The sequence below is a fragment of the Brevibacillus sp. NRRL NRS-603 genome (assembly GCF_003013445.1).
Taxonomy (GTDB): Bacteria; Bacillota; Bacilli; order Brevibacillales; family Brevibacillaceae; genus Brevibacillus; species Brevibacillus formosus.
In genome coordinates, this window is sequence record NZ_PXZN01000012.1 from 485,420 (window position 1) to 504,662 (window position 19,243).

The 19,243-nt window shown below is 48.8% G+C and carries 21 protein-coding genes, 1 pseudogene and 1 riboswitch; of the genes and pseudogenes, 5 read left to right on the forward strand and 17 right to left on the reverse strand.

Translation table 11 applies throughout. From position 1 onward, the window contains the following. Positions 1–10: 10 nt before the first annotated feature. Positions 11–553, forward strand: coding sequence for a hypothetical protein (locus C7R94_RS09425; protein WP_106780342.1), 543 nt, complete (start codon positions 11–13; stop codon positions 551–553). A gap of 262 nt (positions 554–815) precedes the next feature. On the opposite strand, the gene C7R94_RS09430 is transcribed toward C7R94_RS09425, so the two are convergent. From C7R94_RS09430 to C7R94_RS09440, 3 genes are read right to left on the reverse strand one after another with little or no spacing between them, the layout of a single operon-like run. Continuing rightward, complete coding sequence (locus C7R94_RS09430) at positions 816–1,547, reverse strand: ABC transporter permease (protein WP_106780344.1); 732 nt, start codon at positions 1,545–1,547, stop codon at positions 816–818. A 12-nt stretch (positions 1,548–1,559) separates the two neighbouring features. Continuing rightward, positions 1,560–2,309 (reverse strand): ABC transporter permease, encoded by a 750-nt coding sequence (locus tag C7R94_RS09435; protein WP_106780347.1) that lies wholly within the window; start codon positions 2,307–2,309, stop codon positions 1,560–1,562. After that, entirely contained in the window at positions 2,309–3,220 is a 912-nt protein-coding gene (locus C7R94_RS09440; protein ID WP_106780350.1) for an ABC transporter ATP-binding protein, read from the reverse strand. Before C7R94_RS09440 ends, C7R94_RS09435 begins: the two co-directional genes overlap by 1 nt. 152 nt (positions 3,221–3,372) lie before the next feature. On the opposite strand from C7R94_RS09440, the gene C7R94_RS09445 reads away from it, so the two are divergent. Both C7R94_RS09445 and C7R94_RS09450 read left to right on the forward strand, forming a co-directional pair. Continuing rightward, complete coding sequence (locus C7R94_RS09445) at positions 3,373–4,086, forward strand: response regulator transcription factor (RefSeq protein ID WP_106780353.1); 714 nt, start codon at positions 3,373–3,375, stop codon at positions 4,084–4,086. After that, entirely contained in the window at positions 4,087–5,469 is a 1,383-nt protein-coding gene (locus C7R94_RS09450) for a sensor histidine kinase (protein WP_106780355.1), read from the forward strand. A 101-nt stretch (positions 5,470–5,570) separates the two neighbouring features. Here C7R94_RS09450 and C7R94_RS09455 read toward each other — a convergent pair whose 3' ends face one another. From C7R94_RS09455 to C7R94_RS09510, 12 genes are all read right to left on the reverse strand, one after another. Further along, complete coding sequence (locus C7R94_RS09455) at positions 5,571–6,602, reverse strand: ABC transporter substrate-binding protein (protein ID WP_106780357.1); 1,032 nt, start codon at positions 6,600–6,602, stop codon at positions 5,571–5,573. Then, the gene (locus C7R94_RS09460) at positions 6,599–7,357 is read right to left on the reverse strand and encodes an ABC transporter permease (protein WP_106780360.1); all 759 of its coding nucleotides are present in this window, start codon (positions 7,355–7,357) and stop codon (positions 6,599–6,601) included. Before C7R94_RS09460 ends, C7R94_RS09455 begins: the two co-directional genes overlap by 4 nt. Further along, the gene (locus tag C7R94_RS09465; RefSeq protein WP_106780363.1) at positions 7,357–8,139 is read right to left on the reverse strand and encodes an ABC transporter ATP-binding protein; all 783 of its coding nucleotides are present in this window, start codon (positions 8,137–8,139) and stop codon (positions 7,357–7,359) included. The genes C7R94_RS09460 and C7R94_RS09465 overlap by 1 nt, the downstream gene beginning before the upstream one ends. Continuing rightward, positions 8,124–8,804, reverse strand: coding sequence for a thiaminase II (tenA, locus tag C7R94_RS09470; RefSeq protein WP_088907749.1), 681 nt, complete (start codon positions 8,802–8,804; stop codon positions 8,124–8,126). Before tenA ends, C7R94_RS09465 begins: the two co-directional genes overlap by 16 nt. Positions 8,805–8,811: 7 nt before the next feature. Continuing rightward, positions 8,812–10,107: an acetylornithine deacetylase gene (locus C7R94_RS09475; protein ID WP_106780365.1), complete on the reverse strand. Its 1,296-nt coding sequence runs from the start codon at positions 10,105–10,107 to the stop codon at positions 8,812–8,814. Next, on the reverse strand, positions 10,100–10,873 hold the full coding sequence (locus C7R94_RS09480; protein WP_186380573.1) for a thiazole synthase: 774 nt from the start codon (positions 10,871–10,873) through the stop codon (positions 10,100–10,102). Before C7R94_RS09480 ends, C7R94_RS09475 begins: the two co-directional genes overlap by 8 nt. Before the next feature lie 5 nt (positions 10,874–10,878). Then, positions 10,879–11,082, reverse strand: coding sequence for a sulfur carrier protein ThiS (gene thiS / locus C7R94_RS09485; protein ID WP_016743632.1), 204 nt, complete (start codon positions 11,080–11,082; stop codon positions 10,879–10,881). Between the two features lie 201 nt (positions 11,083–11,283). Continuing rightward, positions 11,284–11,394, reverse strand: a riboswitch (TPP riboswitch). A gap of 41 nt (positions 11,395–11,435) precedes the next feature. Further along, positions 11,436–11,819 carry a kinase-associated lipoprotein KapB gene (kapB, locus tag C7R94_RS09490; protein ID WP_047067317.1) on the reverse strand — a complete coding sequence of 128 codons (384 nt, stop codon included), beginning with the start codon at positions 11,817–11,819 and terminating at the stop codon, positions 11,436–11,438. A 33-nt stretch (positions 11,820–11,852) separates the two neighbouring features. Continuing rightward, positions 11,853–13,064, reverse strand: coding sequence for an alanyl-tRNA editing protein (locus tag C7R94_RS09495; protein ID WP_106780368.1), 1,212 nt, complete (start codon positions 13,062–13,064; stop codon positions 11,853–11,855). Positions 13,065–13,145: 81 nt separating this feature from the next. Further along, a complete protein-coding gene (locus C7R94_RS09500) occupies positions 13,146–13,373 on the reverse strand; it encodes a hypothetical protein (RefSeq protein WP_041749457.1) in 228 nt (75 codons plus the stop codon). A gap of 96 nt (positions 13,374–13,469) precedes the next feature. Beyond that, positions 13,470–14,753, reverse strand: a complete 1,284-nt coding sequence (locus tag C7R94_RS09505) for a glycoside hydrolase family 18 protein (RefSeq protein WP_106780373.1) — start codon at positions 14,751–14,753, stop codon at positions 13,470–13,472. A 64-nt stretch (positions 14,754–14,817) separates the two neighbouring features. Beyond that, on the reverse strand, positions 14,818–15,135 hold the full coding sequence (locus tag C7R94_RS09510) for a thioredoxin family protein (protein WP_233220512.1): 318 nt from the start codon (positions 15,133–15,135) through the stop codon (positions 14,818–14,820). Between the two features lie 194 nt (positions 15,136–15,329). Here C7R94_RS09510 and C7R94_RS09515 point away from each other — a divergent pair, with 194 nt between their 5' ends. After that, complete coding sequence (locus C7R94_RS09515; protein ID WP_106780379.1) at positions 15,330–16,628, forward strand: DUF6080 domain-containing protein; 1,299 nt, start codon at positions 15,330–15,332, stop codon at positions 16,626–16,628. 73 nt (positions 16,629–16,701) lie between these two features. After that, positions 16,702–16,788, forward strand: a pseudogene (locus C7R94_RS30965) (LysE family translocator); the annotation flags it as partial. Between the two features lie 109 nt (positions 16,789–16,897). Here the strand turns inward: C7R94_RS30965 and C7R94_RS09520 are convergent. Continuing rightward, on the reverse strand, positions 16,898–17,788 hold the full coding sequence (locus tag C7R94_RS09520; protein ID WP_106780381.1) for an NAD(P)-dependent oxidoreductase: 891 nt from the start codon (positions 17,786–17,788) through the stop codon (positions 16,898–16,900). Between the two features lie 26 nt (positions 17,789–17,814). Next, on the reverse strand, positions 17,815–19,227 hold the full coding sequence (locus C7R94_RS09525) for an aldehyde dehydrogenase family protein (RefSeq protein WP_233220529.1): 1,413 nt from the start codon (positions 19,225–19,227) through the stop codon (positions 17,815–17,817). Between the last annotated feature and the right edge of the window lie 16 nt (positions 19,228–19,243).

The following is a 19,243-nucleotide window of genomic DNA, read 5'->3' on the forward strand; positions in this document are numbered from 1 at the left end:
AAATCGTTTCATGTTCTATCGATTGCTTCTCAGTTTGTCAATTCTCTGCGCCTTTTCATTCCCCGTCCATGCCCAAACCGACATCGGGCGTGTACAAGTAGATCCCTCCCCCTATTCTTCTCTTAAGGAGCTCGTTAAAAAGTGCGACTTGATCGTCATCGGGCAGATTGACAGTAACCATCGAGCTTATCCAACGGGACGCACCATTCCCCAAGGCAAGATCGTAAACTACACACAAAGCCTCCATGTAACAACAGCCATAAAAGGCTCGTCATCCAGACGATTAACTGTGATTAGCACTGGCGTAGAACCGCTTCCCGATGCCTCCAGTCCGCTCAACCTGCAATATCCTGGGCCGCTGGCGGAGGGAAATTATTTATTGTTTTTACGAAAAGTGAGCGGATCACAGCTGTACAGTACAGCAGGTCTCTGGCAAGGCGTTTATCCAATCTCCCAAGGAAAAACCATTGCTCTTACCAACCTCGGCTTTTCCGAGCTGAACCAGCTGTCCCAAGAAGAAGTTGTCCGAAAGATAACAGCGATATCCCGCTAACAACACAGCAAAAAACCGCTCTCGTAAACGAGCGGTTTTTTGACGTTACCATCATGTGCTGTCAGTTGCGCATCACGTAGATAAAAATCACCATAGACACAGCACAAGCGAGTACACTGAGAATAAAACCCCAGATCACCCATTTGCTATTCGTCTTGTTTATGTGTTTGTCGTCCATGGAAACTTCTCCTCATTCAAGCATTCACCTTCTATTATAAGGTTGTTTGACAGGAAAGGGAAACCGTTAATGTGGCGAAAACTGTTAAAGACCTGCTCTCGTTAGCTGACGAATCCCCAGCGCACAGCCGCTCGTCACAAACAGTACACACATGACGACAAAAGTCCCCAGCTCTCCTAGCGACAAACTCTCTTGACTGAGCACGCCCATGCCAATCGTCAAAAGTGACAGAGGAAAAAACATACCGAGCCCAGACACATACAAGCCCAACCCTACAAAAACAGTGCAAACACTAATGCCGACAGGTACAGCAAAGCTCTGTAGCCGGGTAGAAAGCCATAGTTGGAAGGCGATGATGGTGAGCGAAGCCAGCCAGCCTCGCATGATCCATCCGAACACTTCCGGTGGAAACGAAAAATGTGTTGGTAATCCGGCGATGAATCCTGCGCACATGTACAGCACGAAGAAGAAAAGCTGCACAACAAAAAGGAGAACGCCAACCACCACCAGCTTCGCGAAAAAAATCGTTGGAGTCGAAACAGGCGCTGTCAGTATCACATTCCAGTTACGGTTTCCATGCTCCAGTCGGCACACGAACGAACAGCAGATCGCGATCAGAATGGGCAAGAAAAATTCTCCGTAGAACAAGCTCACCTGCGTCCACAGGCTATACCAGCCATTTTGCAGGATCGCTTGGTTCATCCAGTAGTTGGCGAAACCGATCAGCGTACTGAAAACAGGAAGCACAAGCAAAACGAGCCATATACGAGAACGACGCAGTTTTACCCATTCTGCTCCCAAACATCTAATTAGCATACAAGGTCCTCCCTATACGTCTTGCCGGGATACGTGAATGCTCCCAGCAAGGAAAAATGCGATGCCCATGAGTACGACGATGATCGGCAAATGAATCCCGATTTCACGTGTAGTAAACAGCATCGTTTCGTTCACGTACTGATACGTAACTGGCGAAAAGTCTACATAGTACGACCAGATGAAAAGACGTCCGATTTGTGGCGGAAACAAGCTCGCTGTCATGCCGATGAAGCCCCCGATCATCCCGAGGCATAGGCTAAATGCCTGATTTTTGATGGCGAGAGAGACCCATTGTTGCAGAGCAATCACCACGAGGTTTGTCAGCATGGTCCCTGCTACAAAGCGGAGTAATAGGCCAATCGGGACTGGCTCTGCTAATCCAAAGCCAATGCCAAATGCCATGATCGCGAAAACCTGTAGAATGACGGCACCCCCCATCAAAACAGCCGCAGAGACGAATTTTGCCGCATAAACAGCTTTCCTACTGACAGAGGCAGCCATCAGCAGCTTCCATGTACGCCCTCTGTGCTCCATATCACAAATCCGTGAAACAATGACAGCCGAACCGATCGGCAAAAACAATCCGTTCATGGCTGTAATCGTAACCAGTATAGCGCTCCACGTTGCGGCATCCGGATTTTTTGTCATGGAGATACTGACAGCCATAAACCCCCATGCCAGTTCGATACTCAAAAGAACGGCGGGCATGAGAAACAAACGCTTATGTCGAATTTTATAAAACTCCAGCCAAAGCGTCCTCATTACAAACTCCCCTCCTTGCCTGTAAGGGAAAGGAAAATACTCTCCAAGCTTTGTTTGTGCACTTCAATGCGATAAACATCAATGCCCGCCATAATTAGCGTCCGGTTTGTCTGCGCTGCCTCTCTGTCTCCCATGCCTTCCATAACAAGAAAGCCATCTTGGAGACTTGGAGAAAGCTCTATATCTTGAAGAATCCTTCTTGCTTTTTCATTATCCTGTGTTTTCAACCAAACCTGAGGCTGATTCTTTTGTTGCAGCTGCTCCATACTCCCTTGAAACAAGAGTTTCCCCCCGTGGATAATGCCGATAGATGTGGCCACTTGCTCGATTTCCGAGAGTAGATGGCTGGAGAGCAAGACGGTCATTCCATACTGGTGTGGCAATGATTGAATCAATTCCCGAATTTCACCGATTCCCGCAGGGTCCAGGCCGTTTGTCGGTTCATCGAGGATGACGAGCTTTGGAAAATGCAGCAAAGCCATGGCAATTCCTAATCGCTGCTTCATCCCGAGTGAATACTGATCTACCTTTTTGTTCTGTTGTTTTTCCAAACGGACGATTTGCAAGGCCTTCTCTACTTGTTTGTCGGGGACATCTCGCAACCGCTGCAGGACGCGCATATTTTCAAGGCCGGTAAGATGGCCGTAATAGGAAGGAGCCTCGATCAAGGAACCCGTCTGACTCAAAATCTCAAGTCGGTTCCTGCTAAAATCCTTCCCGAATACAGATACACTCCCTTCAGTCGGCTTGACTAATCCTAGCAGCATTTTCAGAGTCGTTGATTTTCCTGCACCATTTGGACCGAGGAAGCCGTAGACCTCCCCTTCTCCTACCGCAAGATTCACCCGCTGGACACAATAGGCTCCTCCATAACGTTTTGAAAGGTTTTCTGTTCGAATCACCGTATTCATCGTTTCTCGCTCCTATCTGTTGGTCTCTTCTACGAAATCATAGAGTCCCAACCCGTCGCTAAGCTGACAGCAACCTTACGACAACCTTAAATTGACTCCGAATGGGTAGAACACACAAATCGAGCGAGTATAATGAATACGGGTGATTCAATATGGAAGAGTGGAAACAGAAAAAAGTGCTCATTGTGGAAGATGAGCTTGAAATCAGAAATATGATCGATGGATTTTTGCGTAAGGAAGGATTCTCTCGTATTTTTCATGCAGGTAGTTGTAAAGAGGCGTTAGGGATATGTGTTTCGGACAAGCCAGATGTCGCGATCCTGGATGTCATGCTGCCTGATGGCGATGGATTTGGACTTTTGACTTCGATCCGTCGCTTTTCGCAAATCCCTGTCATTTTTCTGTCAGCGAGAGGGGAAGATGAAGATCGATTGCTCGGACTTGGCCTGGGCGCTGACGACTACATCGTGAAGCCATTTTTGCCGCGCGAGCTCGTTCTCCGTCTCTTGGTCATTTTGCGACGCGTTTACGCTCCTCCCCAAATCGATCGTCTGCCCGTTTTCCAGCTTGGTGACAGTACGATCGATTTGGAGGCGGCAATCGTGACGAGAGACCACCACGAATACGCGTTGACCGCCAAGGAACACGCCCTCTTGCGAAAACTCTATGAAAATCGGGGACGAATCGTCACGAGTGATGCCCTGTGCCAATACGTATGGGGCGACGATTACTACGGGTATGAAAATACGTTAATGGTACATATGCGGCGCATTCGTGAAAAGATCGAGCCATGTCCGTCTACTCCCGAATATTTGCTGACGGTAAGAGGACTCGGTTACAAATTACTCGTAAAGGAAGAGTTATAGATGGATGGAGCCGCACGAATTTTACGTCGTTATACAGCTGCTTCTATCCTGATCGCCGTCTTTTTGCTCATCGTCAATTACATCATTCTCGGTACATTTGTTTTCAAAGGTATAAATGAAGGAGCTCCTCCCGTTCAAGTCACACAAACTGTTGCAGAAGGTCTCCACAAGAACGGTTCCCACTATACTTTGGAACCAGATGCCGAAGAATGGTTGCAAAAAAGCCAAGCTTGGGCCATGCTGATTGCGAACAATGGGAAGGTCATCTGGGACTACGCCATACCAGACCAATTGCCCCGCACGTACTCTCTGGCAGAAGTGGCGCAGTTCTCGCGAAATTACTTACAGGACTATCCCGTTTTTGTTTGGGAGCATGAGATGGGGCTAGTCGTCGTAGGCTACCCGAAGGACAGTCTCGCCAAGTACCAGATTCATTTCCCGATCAGTTGGATTAGTGATTTACCTTATCGATTACTGGCTTTGCTTTTCGGAAATATACTGCTCGCCGCTCTACTCTCGCTGTTCATCGGCTCCCGACTCATTCGGGCCATCCGCCCACTGATTAGCGGGATTCACGCTCTATCAGAAGATCAGCATACACATCTCGAGGCGAAAGGAATGTTCAGCGGGATTGCCCGAAGCATCAATCACGCATCGTCGCTTCTGCAAGAGAAGAACGCTTTGCTAAAAGCCAGAGACGAAGCACGCTCGAACTGGATTGCAGGAATTTCCCACGATATACGAACGCCATTATCGATGGTGCTCGGGTATGCCAGTGAATTGGAAGAGAGCGACGTGGTGCCTTACGAACAGCAGCAAAAAGCAAGCATTATTCGAAAGCAAGGGGAAAAGCTCCGGTCTTTGGTCAGCGACTTGAATCTCGTTTCCATGCTGGAATACGAAATGCAGCCCATCCATACCAAACCGATTCGGCTATCGACACTAGCGCGACAAATTGTCACTGACTTTTTGAACAATGATTTGGCAGAGTCGTTTACCATTGAGCTGGATGTCACGACTGAGCAATGCTTCGTGATGGGCGATGAAAAACTTCTTGTCCGCGCCATCACGAATCTGGTCCAAAACAGCATCGTGCATAACCCATCAGGCTGTCACATCCACGTGCAAACGACTCTGTCACCCAACCAGCGCAATGCTCTCCTGATTGTCACAGATAACGGAAAAGGCGTTGAGCAAGCCATGCTGCCTGACTTGGTGGAATTGCCTTATTCATCAAAAAGAAAATCTCCCTCACACAATGGTCATGGTCTCGGTTTGCCCATGGTTGCACGTATTGCTGCCGCTCATCATGGAAACCTGTTGTTAACAAGCGATACAGGAAAAGGGATGACAGCAGAACTTTGTTTCCCCCTCTTCTCCTAAAAGAAAGACATGATAGAAAAAGCACCTCCTCTGTCTCGCCTATGGAGAGTAGACTCTCAAAAGCGTGCAAAGGGGTGCTTTTTGACTGTTTAAAGGGTCAATTACTTCACGAGATCGCGCATGATCTCTTCTGCTTTGATGTCAGCTGTTATCAGCTTCTCTTTTTTCATCCAATCAATCAGTGTTTGCCAAGACTCGGCCGTCTGGTATGCAAAAGGCTTTTCCCCCGCATCCATCAATGGAATCAGGATATCCAAGCTCTTGGTCTCAATGTCTTTTTCTAGCGGGAAATCGGCAGCCTGTTTGGCAAGCAACAGATCGAGTGCCTTTTCCTTATTATTTTTCACATAGTCCTGGCCCTTGCCAATCGCGCGCAGGAAACCTTCTACAGCTTTCTGCTTTTTGCCCAAAGTCTCATCACTTGTCGCCAATACGAGCTCATAATAGTCTGGAACACCAAACTCAAAAGGCTTGAACACATTGACTGGAATACCGTGCTTTTCCAAAATCAGTTGTTCATGGTTGATATAGCCACCCACCACTGCATCGACCTTTTTGGCCGTCAACGCTGGGACGATGTCAAAGCCGATATCCGTGAAGGTCAGTCCGGAATCATCGCCACCATTATACTTCACAACTTGACGTACGATCGACTCATCAAGGGGAAGGGATGGATAACCGATATTTTTTCCTGCCAACTTTTGTGGAGTATCGATCCCACTGTCTTGGCGCGTCATGATCACGTTTAACGGATGACGAACGAGTGCACCTACAGATACGACAGGAACGCCTTCTGCACGAGCTTGGATGAGCTGTGGTTGATAGCTGATGGCCAAATCCACTTTGCCCGCAGCCGCCATCTTCAACGGATCATTGCTGTCTGAAGGCATTTGCATGGTCACCTTGAGGTTCTCATCTTTGAAATAGCCTTGCTCCTCAGCGGCATACAAGAAGGAATGTACAGCATTCGGATACCAATCGAGCGCAATCGTCAGCTCAGTAGGCTCCGTTCCTTTATCAGCAGGGGCTTGCATCTGACCAGCATCCGAGCTCGCCTGATTGCCGCAAGCAGCAAGACCTGTTGCCAATGTAAGTGCCATGAATGCTTTCGTCCATTTGTTGAAAGGTTTCATTGTTGTTCTCCTTTTATTTTCATATGCGGGGAAAGATGACGTTCGATTCGTCCAGCCAGCCAAAACAGCAGCATGCCGAGAATCGAGAGCAACAGGACCGAGGCAAACAACGCTGGAGCCTGAAAATTGCCGGATGCCCGTCTGCCAAAGTACCCGAGTCCCTCGCTCGCTCCCAGCCATTCCCCAATGGTTGCCCCAGCCACACTGTAGGTAGCTGCCACTTTTAGGCCACTGAAGAAATGGGGTAAACTCGACGGGAGTTGCAGCTTGGTGAAAATTTGTCCGTTTGTTGCCCCCATTGTCTTTAACAGCTGGAGCATTTCCTTGTCCGTCGAGCGAAGCCCATCATACGTGTTCACGACGATCGGAAAGAAAGTAAACAGAATCGTAACAGCGATTTTTCCAGATAAATCATACCCGAACCATAAAATGAATACGGGTGATAACGCGATAATGGGGATCGTTTGGGAGATGACGATATACGGATAGACCAAGCGCTCCACAATCCGACTGCGAATCATTGCAAATGCAAGGGAGATTCCAAATACAATCGAAATCGATAGCCCCAGTAATACTTCCTTTAACGTCGCCCAAAGATGTACACCTACTAGAGAGGCACGTAATTCCCACAAAGACACAACCACAGCGCTAGGTGGTGGTAAAATGAATGGCGGCACTCCGAGGAAGCGGCATCCAGCTTCCCACACCAGAAGAAAAATAGCGATGGAGATACCAAACCAAATGCCTCTCCCCATCATGCTTCTCTCCTTAACGGCTTCATTGCTGCTTGGCGCTCCTGTCGAAGCAGTTCCCAAATTTGTTCACGCAATGCCAGGAATCCGGCTTGGTTGCGGCTGCTCGCCGTTCGCGGTCTGCTCACCGGAACGGTTAATTCGATCGGCTTGGTGATCGGACTCCCTGAAAGCACGATAATCCGATCTGCAAGTAAAATAGCTTCGTCGATGTCATGTGTAATCATCAGCATCGTACTGGCAGTTTCCTGCCACTTTTCCATCAGCCACTCTTGCATGTCCATTCTCGTTATTCCATCTAACGCACTAAACGGCTCATCCAACAGCATCATCTCTGCACCCGAAAACAATGCGCGCAAAAAGGAAACCCGCTGGCGCATCCCACCGGAAAGCTGGGCGGGATAGCTGTCAGCCCAATCTTGAAGCCCGTACCTTGGCAATTCCTGTCTGACACGCTCATGCGCTTCTTTTTTCGTCATACCTTTGATTTCCAGCGGCAAAGCTGCATTTTCGACAATCGTACGCCATGGCATGAGCAAATCGCGTTGGGGCATATAGCCGACCTGCCCCAAACGATTTGCCACAGGTACTCCGCCGAGCCTGATATCGCCTTGTCCTGGCTCAAGAAGACCTGCGATGAGCTGAAACAAGGTGCTTTTCCCGATCCCGCTCGGACCGATCAAGCTGACGAATTCCCCTTTTTCCACACGCAGATCAAAATGATCGAGAATCTGCCTGTCGCCATACGAAAAGCTGACGTCGGCGAAAGCTAGTTGTTCTCCCACGGCCACATTTCCTCTCTGTAGGACATGTCCCAGAACATGTACTCCATTTTGGAGGTGTTGACAAAATACTCTTCCAGTTTGGCCAGTTCTTGCTCACTCTTACCTTCCGCCAATTGGTTCATGATATCAATCAGCCAGATTGCCAACTGCCCAAACTCATCGGAGCTGTACATGCGCACCCATTCGCCATACAGTTCGTGATCTAGTGCCCCTTCTACTTGTGCCAAGCGCTTGCCGATTTCCCAATAGCTCCACGTGCATGGGAGTAGTGCACTCACCAATTCCGCCAACGACCCTTGATGAGCGACACGCAGCATGTAGCTGGTGTATCCCAACATCACAAACGAAGGCTCGGTTGCTTCCAGCTCCGCGCGAGAGATGCCGAAACGCTCGGCATACTGACGATGCAGCTCCATCTCTGTGTTCAGCGTCGATTCTTGCAAAGCAGCGAATCTGGAGCTTGTTTCCAGATCGTACGCCTTCACACTCGCAATCGCGAACATTTTCGCGTAATCAATCAGATAGATGTAGTCTTGTTTCATGTAATATTTGAATGCACCAACGGGCAGGCTGCCATCTCCAAGTCCGGTGACGAAAGGATGTTGATGAACACGCTCCCAGATCGGGGCTACACTTTTTCTCAAACGATCAGTAAAGGTTGCCATGCTATTCTCACTCCTTCGCTTCCTTTGGGGTATTGCACCAGGTGGCGATGAAACGGGCCATGATCTGGGCAAAATGAACAAGCTGGTCAGGATCAATGGATTCATCTACGGCATGTGCATGCGTGAGCTCACCGGGTCCGAATAGGACAGTCGGAATGCCTGCATGCGCAAACCAGCCTGCATCCGTTACTGTAGGCGACATATTAATGATAGGCGTTTGATGCATATGGCTCTCATATGCGGATTTCAGCGTTGCCAACCCCGGATGCTTCGTATCCAACTCCAGTGAAGGGAAGATTTCACCGCGCTCCTCAATCATCGAACGTCCACCCCAGCGGAATGTTGGAGGATTGTCTCTCAACCAAAGATCGGCTGCTGCCGCACGCCCGACGTGATCCTCAATCTCTCGAATAATCTCTTCGTAGGATTCGTTCGGATTAAAATGAACAGTAATCCAGAGAGCGCAACGGTCTGCGATGAACGCAGCGTGACGACCTCCCTCGATGACTGCGGGATTGATCGTATTGCTGCCTGGCGGGAAGCCGGGATAGGACTTCATGACAGCCCAGTCACGCTCCAGCTCCTGTAGTGCAGTGATCACCTTCGCCATTTTTTCAATGGCAGAAGCTCCCCGAACGCGTCCGCCTGCATGAATCATCTGTGCGCGCATTCCGTCATGCAGCGTCGTCGGACTCTCAATCGTGATCCAGCCTGTAATGACCCCGCCCTGCCCTTGCATATGGAGATTACTCGTGTCCACTACAACGGCGTAGTCAGCCTGATAGCCACGCTCGATGGCGACCAATGTCCCCGCTTCACCTGCTTCTTCTCCGATGACGGATTGAAAGAGCAGATCACCTTGGAGCTCCACTCCGTGTTCGCGCAGCATTTCGATCGCAAACAAGCTTGCCGCGAGTCCGCCTTTCATATCTGCAACTCCCCGGCCGTACAGGCGGCCATCCTTGCCATGCGTCAGAGCAAAAGGTGGATAGGTCCACCCGGTATCATCTCCGACTTCAGCCACATCGATATGTCCGTTGATAATCAAGCTGTTTGCGTGGGTTGAGGCACGCCCTGATAACCGTCCTACGATATTGTCGTCTCCCGGATATACCGTCCAGCGATCCACTTCGAATCCCATCGCTTGCAGTCTGTTGGCGATTACTCCTTGTGCGGCATCGCTGTTTCGCGCGGGAGGACTCACAGTCGGATGAGAAACGAGCTCTGCCAATAGAGCGAACAGCTCTTCTTTGCGGCTGGCAATCGATTCTACCGCTTCTGTCAGTCGATCCACGCTACTCAATCATCCCTTCGGTCGGGCTGCTCGCGGATGCGTAACGCTTTTTCGCGATTCGGCCTGCCAGGAAGCCTTTGCGCCCTGCTTCCACCCCGAGCTTCATCGCTTCTGCCATTAAGACAGGATTGTCAGCGAGTGCGACCGCTGTATTCAACAAGACTCCATCAGCACCCAGCTCCATTGCTTTTGCGCAGTCTGCTGGCGAGCCAATTCCTGCATCTACGATAATCGGTACTTTCGCATCCTCGATGATAAAGCGGAGGTTGTTTTCGTTGACAATCCCTTGCCCGGAACCAATTGGTGACGCACCTGGCATAACCGCATGTACGCCAACCTCTTGCAGACGTCTAGCAAGAATCGGGTCGTCATTGGTGTAGGTCAGCACGATAAAGCCTTCTTCCACCAAGATTTTCGATGCCTCGAGCGTGCCAATCGGGTCAGGCAGAAGTGTTTTCGGGTCTCCAATAACCTCGACCTTGATCATGTCACACAGTCCAGATGCTTTAGCCAGACGCGCAATACGCACTGCTTCTTCCGCTGTATAGGCACCTGCTGTATTTGGTAGCAGGGTGAATTTTTTTAAATCGAGTTGTTCCAAAAAGTTCGGTTCTTGCGGATTTTCCAAATTCAAGCGACGAATCGCAAAGGTCAAAATTTCTGCTTCTGACACCTCTACTGCTTTCCCTTGTGTATCCAAATCAGCGAATTTACCTGTCCCCAGCAGCAAGCGGGAGCGAAACTCGTAAGGTCCAATTTTCAATGTATCCATCATGATGATCATCCTCCTCCGACAAAATGAACGATTTCTATGCGATCTCCGTCTGCAATCGGTGTTTGTTCGTACGCAGAGCGATCAATAATGTCACCATTTCGCTCAACGACGACAATCTTCTCTTGCAGGGAATAAGAAGCAAGCAAGGCCCGCACTGTAGTGATCTCTTCCGCCAACTCTACTTTTTTCCCATTCAGCTGAACAATCATTGATTACCTCCTTCTACTGGAAAAAAAAACGGCTTCTCCCACCTGCCTGAGTCGGTTCAGACAAACAGAAGAAGCCGTATATCCATCTCATCTCACCGGACGAATGGCATAAAAAAACCATCCGCCTCGGATGGTTGAGTGTCATCTTATCATGCATGTGCACAAACAAGCATAGTTTTGCTCGGATGCGACATGTGATACTGATTCCAAAATACCTCTTCCTCCGCTGGCATGACCCAGGTCAGGTTCAACGGTCAGTAACACACTCGTTACAATCTCAGCCAACGTTGCTTGGCCCCCGTTTGGTAGTAATGCTATGCAATTGTCGTACATTCGAGTATTACAGTACCACTCTATTTCGTGTTTGTAAAGGCTTCCTTATGCATCTTTTCCAGCTCAACGAGACAGCGCTCTGCCCAAGCTGCCATTTTCGCAAGCTTTTCCATTTCTCTCTCCATCGCCTGACGCACAGATTCCTTGTAGTCTGGAATCGCTCCATTATAACGAATAACCCCTTGGACAGGCGTCATGAATTTTTCCATGTACGACAGTGCAGGACGCTGGTGAAACAGCGGCACATCTACTTCGTAGGAAGAATGCAAATCGCCTTGCGTCGGGTATTTGGTTACTGCCAACACCTTTACCAGCAACTTCGAATCGTGGATTTCCAATACTTCTGCAATATATTCACCAGTTCGTTGCGAAACGCGAACGATATCTCCCGGATTCCAGTTCATCGCAGTTTCCTCCTTTTATTGAATCGAATGCATTTACATCAGCGAGGCTTCCAACAGTTTACGTGCATGCAGCAATACTTCTTCCGCATCCACAACTGACTGACCGCCACCCTGCGCCATTGCAGGATTTCCTCCACCTTTTCCGTTGATGACTGGCAAGGTTTCTTTCAACACTTGATTGATGGCTACGTTGACTTCTTGTCCACGAGCAAACATGACTTGCACTTTGTCTTCGGTAGTAGCAGCCAAAAGGCAAATCGCATCTGGCGCCAGAGCAGTAGCGAGCTGTGCGAACTGCTGAAGCTGTTGAATGGTTTTGTCTGTGAAGGTACACATAATGAGGCGAGAATGACCGAGTTGGCTAGCAGCAGCGAGTTGTTGATTGACTTCCACTTCCAAGAGCTGCTTATCCACTTCTGCCAATTTTGCCTTCAAGGTGTCGCGTTCTGCAAGGAGGCGTTCCGTCTGTGCGATCAGTTCCCCTTCATTGGTAGCGAGCAGCTTCGCCGTATCACGAACGACAGCTTGCTTTTGGTTGTAGTCCCGCAAAGCTCGCCAGCCACAGATGAATTCAAGACGAATGTTCCCGCGATGTCGCTCCCAGCCCAAGATCTTGATCATCCCAACTTCGCCCGTACGCGCTGGATGTGTTCCTCCACATGGGTTGTAATCAAACTCAGGTATCATCACGACGCGAATATTTTCGGTAACGGTCGGCTGTTTTTTCAAGGGCAGTGTTGCCAATTCCTCGTCATCAACGAACCGCGCAATGATGGGGTGGTTTTCCAGAACAATCTGATTCGCTCGCTTTTCTACCTTCTCCCATACATCTGCTGTCAACTCATCCAGTCGCACATCAATGGTGACACGTTCTTTGCCCAAGTGAAAGGCGACGGTCTCCGCTTGCACCACTTCCAGGAAGGACGCGGATAAAATATGTTGACCAGCATGCTGCTGCATGTGATCAAAACGACGGTCCCAATCGATGTGACCCGTTACTTCCCCTACGCTTTCGGACAAGGGTGCTTCCAGTCGATGTCGAATTTCACCATCTACCTCTTCCACATCTACCACACGAATCTCTTCCAATACGCCCAGATCAGAAGGCTGTCCGCCTCCGGTAGGGTAAAAAGCCGTTTGATTCAGTACTGCGTAAGGTGTCCCATCTTGCTCGACACCAGTCCTCGTCACCTGAGCCGAGAACGTTCTTGTATAGGCATCCTGATAATAGAGTCTGTCGTCCATCTTTACTCCTCGCTGCATGGAAACATGGTTCCAGCCTGTTTCTCCCTTATAGGGGTAAAACGAAAAATGTATGTAAAAAGCTTAGCCAAACAAGTGATCCATTTGTTTTTCGCGCTCTTGGCGCTCCTCTGGGCTTGCCAGGTCATACTTTTTCAATAAATGAAACAGCTCGTTTAGACGCTCTTGGCTGAGTTCGCCATTCAACTGATTTTTGAATTGACTCACACGCAACTCCGACAGATGTGGAGCTTGTTCTGCCAATTTTTTGAGTACGTCCTCATGGCTGTGATCCAATTTGCATTCTCCCATGATTTCTCCCCTTTTCCTTCCTGACCTCTTCATCATACCATGATTTTTCATTCGAAAAAAAGGCGTACAATCCGCAATGGAATGTACGCCAGATGACTATGCACGCTTGCGGACGCGAAAGTTCTCTTCGATCAACAACCAATTTTGCGGAAATGGCAAACCGAGTTTCCAGTAGCTGACGCCTCGCAAACCGAGCTGTTTAACCAGATTGAACTTGGCTTGGATCGACCGCGCATCCTCAAACCACACCTGATGTTGCCTACCTTGATCATCGGTGTACGTAAAAAACGGAGCCTGCGCCCGATAGTCATACCGAATGACGGCATTATGCCGGGAAGCCAGTGCAATCGCTGCCTGTGGACTCAATGCACGCGCTGTCGTCCCTCGCTCGTACGGTAAGGTCCAGTCGTATCCGTACAGATTTTGACCCATCAAAATTTTATCAGCAGGCATCTCAGTAATCGCATACTGCAAGACACGTCGTACCGGACCAATCGGGGAAACTGCCATAGGAGGACCGCCACTATAGCCCCATTCATATGTCATGATCACGACAAAATCGGCAATAGCACCGATCGCCTTGTAATCATGGGCGGTATACCATTTGCCTGCCTGCTCGGCACTTGTCTTCGGTGCCAGCGCAACAGACATCATCAGTCCTGCAGCATGGATACGGTCTCTCGCTTTTCGTAAGAAGTTGGCATACGCTTCTGCACCGGTTGTGGGTAATGCTTCCAAGTCAAAATGAATATCTCCCATTCCCAACTCTCGTGCAGTCTGAAGAATATTGTTCAACAAGGTATCCTGAAGCTCTTGATTGTTGAGGATGATTTCGCCCAATTCCGTGCTGAACTGCTCTCTTTCCAGATTCGTAATGACCATCATGAGCAGGACCTGGTTTTCTTTTGCAATTTGCGGAAAATTGTTCATTGTCGGGCGTGCGAGGGTACCATCCCGTCTAATACGAAAGCTGAACGGAGCCAAATACGTCAGATGCGGTGCAGCCGTGCGAACATCGGCTTCCAAAGCTGGTGTAACGGTGCGTCTCGGTTCCACATAAGCATTGAAATCTGCTGCTCGCCGCGGACGGGGCGGGATGTAAAGGCGTTGCCCGACTTCAAGTGGTCTATATTGCGGAATCCTATTGATGCGTGCAAGCTCTGCGGCGCTGATCTGGTTGCGCTGACCGATGGTATACAACGTATCTCCTTGCTTAACCCAATAGTAGCTTCCCACAATCGGAATCACCATCGCCTGTCCAGTTACCAGCTTATTAGGATCAGGCAGTTCATTTGCCTCAGTTATCGCCTCAGGTGTGGTTCCATAAGTCTCGGCGATGCTCGCTAAGGTTTGTCCTTCTTCCACCACGTGGATTTGCATACGCCCCCTCCTTCGCATTTCTTCTCTCTTTGTCATATTCATGGCGAAGGGAATGGGTGTATGTCTAGGCCAAAGGTTTCAATACATCGTATAAAAATCCAACGGACTGGATGGCATAATACCGTTCTAACAATTCGGTTCGTTGAAAAATAAGCAAGGCGGGTACACTGGTCACTTGCCATTGTTCTGCCAATGTAGGCGCCGTATTTATGTTGATCTGATACAGCGGAACGGTAGGCAGCGTTTCTTGCATGATGCCGAGCATACGTGCTGCGAGCTTGCATGTCCCACACATCGGTGTATAGACAAGAAGAGCGACCGACTCCTTTTCTTGCAGGTATTGGATCAGTTCTGTTGAGGTGAGTTCTTGCAAGTCGTTCACTCCTTTCCCTCACATCGGACATGATCATTCATGCTAGACCCACTGTTTGTGGATGTCAACAGCGTGATGCACTGGCTTCGTAAAAATGGATAGCCAATGGAATGTAAAATTTTGTGCGGAATTCATCTATTTTTGTATAATATAGCTAAAATTCGTTAAGTTAATCTCAATACTACTTTGAATGGTGGATTAGTATGCGTTTTTTCAGCTATTTGTTTCATGATCGGAAAGATAATGTCAGAGCGTTTCTTCTATTTGCCTGTTTTTTCGTGTTTTATTTGTGGATGAATGTGCCTTTTCTCACTTATATGAATCAAAACATCGCTGTTCTTGCCCCAATCAGCCCTTTTTACGGCGTTCCGTTTACGCTTAATCTGTTTAATTTTGACCCGACGATGTACTATAGCTCGAACAACCCGACGGTGATCCATCCATTTCTAAATTTGATTTCTTCTCCTTTGGCTTATTTATCGAAATTTTTCACAGAAAACTTCTTCTTTGCGGTGGTTCAATCGATCATGAACGCGCTCGGCGTTGTTATGGTTTACTACTACCTGTGCAAGGGATGCAAAAGCTTCTATACCCCCTTGCTTTTTGCGGTATTTTTCGGGACGGCCTCTTATCAAATTTTCACGGCGATGATTCCCGATTCTTATCCGTACGCCCAATTCGTCATTCTATTGTCGGTACTTTATACCCAGTACAGCAGGGCAGAAAAGAAATTGGCTGTGTGGCCAAACGCTTCATTCGCCCTCGTCAACTTCGGTGTCACCTCAACGAACATCATTCCATTTATGAGCGTTTTGGCCGTCAATCTGTTTCACAAAGAAAGCAAGAGCATTTTTAAGAAGCTGGTGCGAATCGCGTTCGTATTTCTCTTATTTGTTATTAGCTTCACGATTTTGCAGCATCTGATGTTCGGGCAATCCTGGTTTTCTACTTGGTACAAATCAATTCATGCCGGAGGGTTCATCTACACGGCTCCGTTCTCGTTCAGCGAGCATTGGAAAGCTCTGTATATGCTCGTTATCAGTCCTGTATTGACCCCAGACATTGCGCTCATTGATCCAAAACCGGGGATGGTCGCATTCGCTACGAACCTCACGTTGCCGTATCCATGGTATGTGCATGTCATTGGATTGACGCTGATCACCCTGGCTGTACTCGGTTTCATCAAAGGGATTCGTTCGCAAGAAGCCTGGTCGCTCGCCGCCTATATCGGGTTTGCTTTCGTGCTCCACATTGTAATAGGATTCGGTCTGGCCACATTTACGTACGATTTGTACTTGTATGCTGGACATTACTTGTTCGCCTTCTTCCTGCTCGCCGCACGGTTCATCATGCACCTGCGCCACGTGAAAGTAAAGAAGGCACTGCTTGGTATCATCCTATTGTTCGTCTTTGTGACGTTGGGCAACAATGTCGTGAAGCACTATGAAGCTTTGTATGTGATTGAACGGTCTTATGCACAAATGAATAAAGGGAGTGAGTAAATGTCTGGTGCCGAGAAGCTGTTCAAAATGCTATCAAAACTGGACGTGAGATATATAATAATTTGTAACTGCCGTCAGCTTTACCGTTAACCTGCTTATTGTTCTTGTAGCAAGAAGAGGTGCTGTGTGGTTTGGCACACGCCCAACATGGCTGCGAGTCTTGCTTTTGATCGCAGATAGTAGAACATGCTTTCATTGAACAGCAGCCTACAAAAAAGTAGACTACAAGCAATATTGCTGTAGTCTACTTTCTCTTTTACATGGATCGCTTAACGCGCAATCGTTGTATGAGCCAGCTCCTCCGTTACGGTACAAACCGCACTCGAATCCCAGCTACCTTTGCCTTGTGCTTTTGCTGCCTCATACATTTGCGCAACCGTGCCTCCAACGAGAACAGGCACTTGCTGTTCACGTGCAGTTTGCGCATAGAACTGCAAATCTTTGTGCATATGATCCAAAGAAAAGACCGTATTTTCATACGTCCCATACAAGATGTTAGGCCCAAATACGGAGAGCACACGATTGTGGGCAGAGCCCTTGTCCATGACGGCTGCCAGCTTGTGTGGATCGACTCCTGCTTTTGCCCCGACACTGAACGCCTCTCCCAACGCTGCTGTAATGACTGCAACGACAGAATTGTGACAAAGCTTCGCCACTTGTGCAGAGCCGGATTCCCCCAGATAAAAAATTTCCTTCCCAATTGCCCTGAGATAGTCCATGATTTCCGGAAGCTTGGCCTCATCACCGCCGACCATAATGGTCAACGTTCCGGCCGCAGAACCCGCAGGTCCCCCGCTCACCGGACAATCATAGTAGTAGATCCCTTTTTCTACGCCGCGCTGATTCAGTCGTTTTGCTGTAGCAGGATCGATCGTACTCGTATCAAATACGAAGCTGCCAGCCCCTAATGATAAGAAAAGTCCTTCCGCCCCCAGCATGACTTCCTCTACAATCGCAGGTCCCGGAAGCGAAGTGAAAACGACACGTGCTACGCTACCCACAGCCTGTGGAGACTCGACAACTATCGCTCCTCTTTCCTTCGCCCAGGCTTTTGCTGCTGGACTAGGATCGTAGGCATACACGTGGTAGCCTTTTTGCAACAGATTGCAGACCATCCCTTTACCCATTGCACCAATGCCGATAACACCAATCGCTTCCATCTTCGCTCCTCCTGCTTTCCCTATACTTATGGCCGAATATAAACCGTTTTTGTCTCGACGTAAAAATCGAGCGCTGACTCCCCTTGCTCTCTCGGACCCAATCCAGATATCTTTTTGCCACCAAACGGAAACTGTGATTCAAAATGAGTCGATGGCATATTGACATGAGTAACACCTGACTGAATACCTTTGACAAATTGGAAAGCTTTTTGCAAATCGTTTGTAAAAATGGTGGAAGACAAGCCGAATTCCACCTGGTTCGCCACTTGCATTGCATGTTCGAAAGAATCCACATCGATTACGGCGATCACAGGGCCAAAAATTTCTTCGTTGGCAATCGTCATCTCCTGCGTTATGCCGGTAAACACTGTCGGAGCAACAAAGTACCCCTGTGCGAGATCGCCTTCTACAAGACGCTTCCCCCCGCATTCCAGTACGCCGCCTTCTTCAATCCCCTTTTGCACATAGTGAAGATACAAATTGAGTTGATGCTCGTCCACTACTGGACCGTTATGATTGTCTGGATCGAAGCCATTCCCGACTTTCAAGCCCTTCGCCCGCTCGATCAGTTTTGCTTTTACTTGTTCGGCTACTTCGGGAACAACCAATACGCGACTGGTCCCCGTACAACGTTGGCCATTATCGAAGAATCCACTCAGTACAATGGAATCGATAGCAAGATCAATATCAGCGTCCGCGAGTATGATCGCCGGATTTTTCCCGCCCATCTCCGCCTGAATCTTGCCTCCTCTGGCTCCAACTGCTCTCCCCAAAGCAAGTCCCACTTCAGAAGAGCCCGTAAATGAAATCCCTTTGACCAGTGGATGATTCGCTAATTCTTCCCCGATTACCGCACCCGGTCCTGTTACCAAATTCACTACGCCACTCGGAACGCCGCTTTCAATCAGCAGCTCTACCAGCTTTACGCTAATCAAGGAAGTGTTGCTGGCTGGCTTGAACACAACCGTATTGCCTGCGAGGATAGCCGGGACGATTTTCCACAAGCCAATCCCCAGCGGAAAATTCCATGGGGCAATGATCGCGAAAACTCCGATTGGCTCTCGCACTGTGTAACCGATTACCCGTTCATCAAAGGAAGGCACCGTCTGACCTGTCAAACGAGTGGCTTCCCCAGTCAACTGCTTCATAGAAGTGATTGTCTTGGCAACCTCGCCTCTTGCTTCCCGCAATGTTTTTCCGACTTCACGGGTGATCGTTTCTGCGAGCTCTTCTTTGTGTTTTTCCAATAAATGAATGAGGGAAAACAAGAACTCTCCACGTGTGGGAGCCGATTTTTGTGACCATTCACCAAAAGCACTGGCAGCGGCTTCAATGGCAGAACGCGCATCCAGCCCGTCCGATTTTTGAAAATAACCGAGAACCTCATTCGTATTGGCAGGGTTGGTACTTGGAAAAACTTGTCCGGTATGGCTCGCCATCCAAGCTCCAGCGATG

Bases quoted from the DNA above. Each gene is read 5' to 3' on its own strand.
- C7R94_RS09425 (WP_106780342.1), top strand. From the start codon at position 11: ATGTTCTATCGATTGCTTCTCAGTTTGTCAATTCTCTGCGCCTTTTCA.
- C7R94_RS09430 (WP_106780344.1), bottom strand. From the start codon at position 1,547: ATGCTAATTAGATGTTTGGGAGCAGAATGGGTAAAACTGCGTCGTTCT.
- C7R94_RS09435 (WP_106780347.1), bottom strand. From the start codon at position 2,309: ATGAGGACGCTTTGGCTGGAGTTTTATAAAATTCGACATAAGCGTTTG.
- C7R94_RS09440 (WP_106780350.1), bottom strand. From the start codon at position 3,220: ATGAATACGGTGATTCGAACAGAAAACCTTTCAAAACGTTATGGAGGA.
- C7R94_RS09445 (WP_106780353.1), top strand. From the start codon at position 3,373: ATGGAAGAGTGGAAACAGAAAAAAGTGCTCATTGTGGAAGATGAGCTT.
- C7R94_RS09450 (WP_106780355.1), top strand. From the start codon at position 4,087: ATGGATGGAGCCGCACGAATTTTACGTCGTTATACAGCTGCTTCTATC.
- C7R94_RS09455 (WP_106780357.1), bottom strand. From the start codon at position 6,602: ATGAAACCTTTCAACAAATGGACGAAAGCATTCATGGCACTTACATTG.
- C7R94_RS09460 (WP_106780360.1), bottom strand. From the start codon at position 7,357: ATGGGGAGAGGCATTTGGTTTGGTATCTCCATCGCTATTTTTCTTCTG.
- tenA (WP_088907749.1), bottom strand. From the start codon at position 8,804: ATGGCAACCTTTACTGATCGTTTGAGAAAAAGTGTAGCCCCGATCTGG.
- C7R94_RS09480 (WP_186380573.1), bottom strand. From the start codon at position 10,873: ATGATGGATACATTGAAAATTGGACCTTACGAGTTTCGCTCCCGCTTG.
- thiS (WP_016743632.1), bottom strand. From the start codon at position 11,082: ATGATTGTTCAGCTGAATGGGAAAAAAGTAGAGTTGGCGGAAGAGATC.
- kapB (WP_047067317.1), bottom strand. From the start codon at position 11,819: ATGAACTGGAATCCGGGAGATATCGTTCGCGTTTCGCAACGAACTGGT.
- C7R94_RS09495 (WP_106780368.1), bottom strand. From the start codon at position 13,064: ATGGACGACAGACTCTATTATCAGGATGCCTATACAAGAACGTTCTCG.
- C7R94_RS09500 (WP_041749457.1), bottom strand. From the start codon at position 13,373: ATGGGAGAATGCAAATTGGATCACAGCCATGAGGACGTACTCAAAAAA.
- C7R94_RS09505 (WP_106780373.1), bottom strand. From the start codon at position 14,753: ATGCAAATCCACGTGGTGGAAGAAGGACAAACCTTAGCGAGCATCGCC.
- C7R94_RS09515 (WP_106780379.1), top strand. From the start codon at position 15,330: ATGCGTTTTTTCAGCTATTTGTTTCATGATCGGAAAGATAATGTCAGA.
- C7R94_RS09520 (WP_106780381.1), bottom strand. From the start codon at position 17,788: ATGGAAGCGATTGGTGTTATCGGCATTGGTGCAATGGGTAAAGGGATG.
- C7R94_RS09525 (WP_233220529.1), bottom strand. From the start codon at position 19,227: ATGGCGAGCCATACCGGACAAGTTTTTCCAAGTACCAACCCTGCCAAT.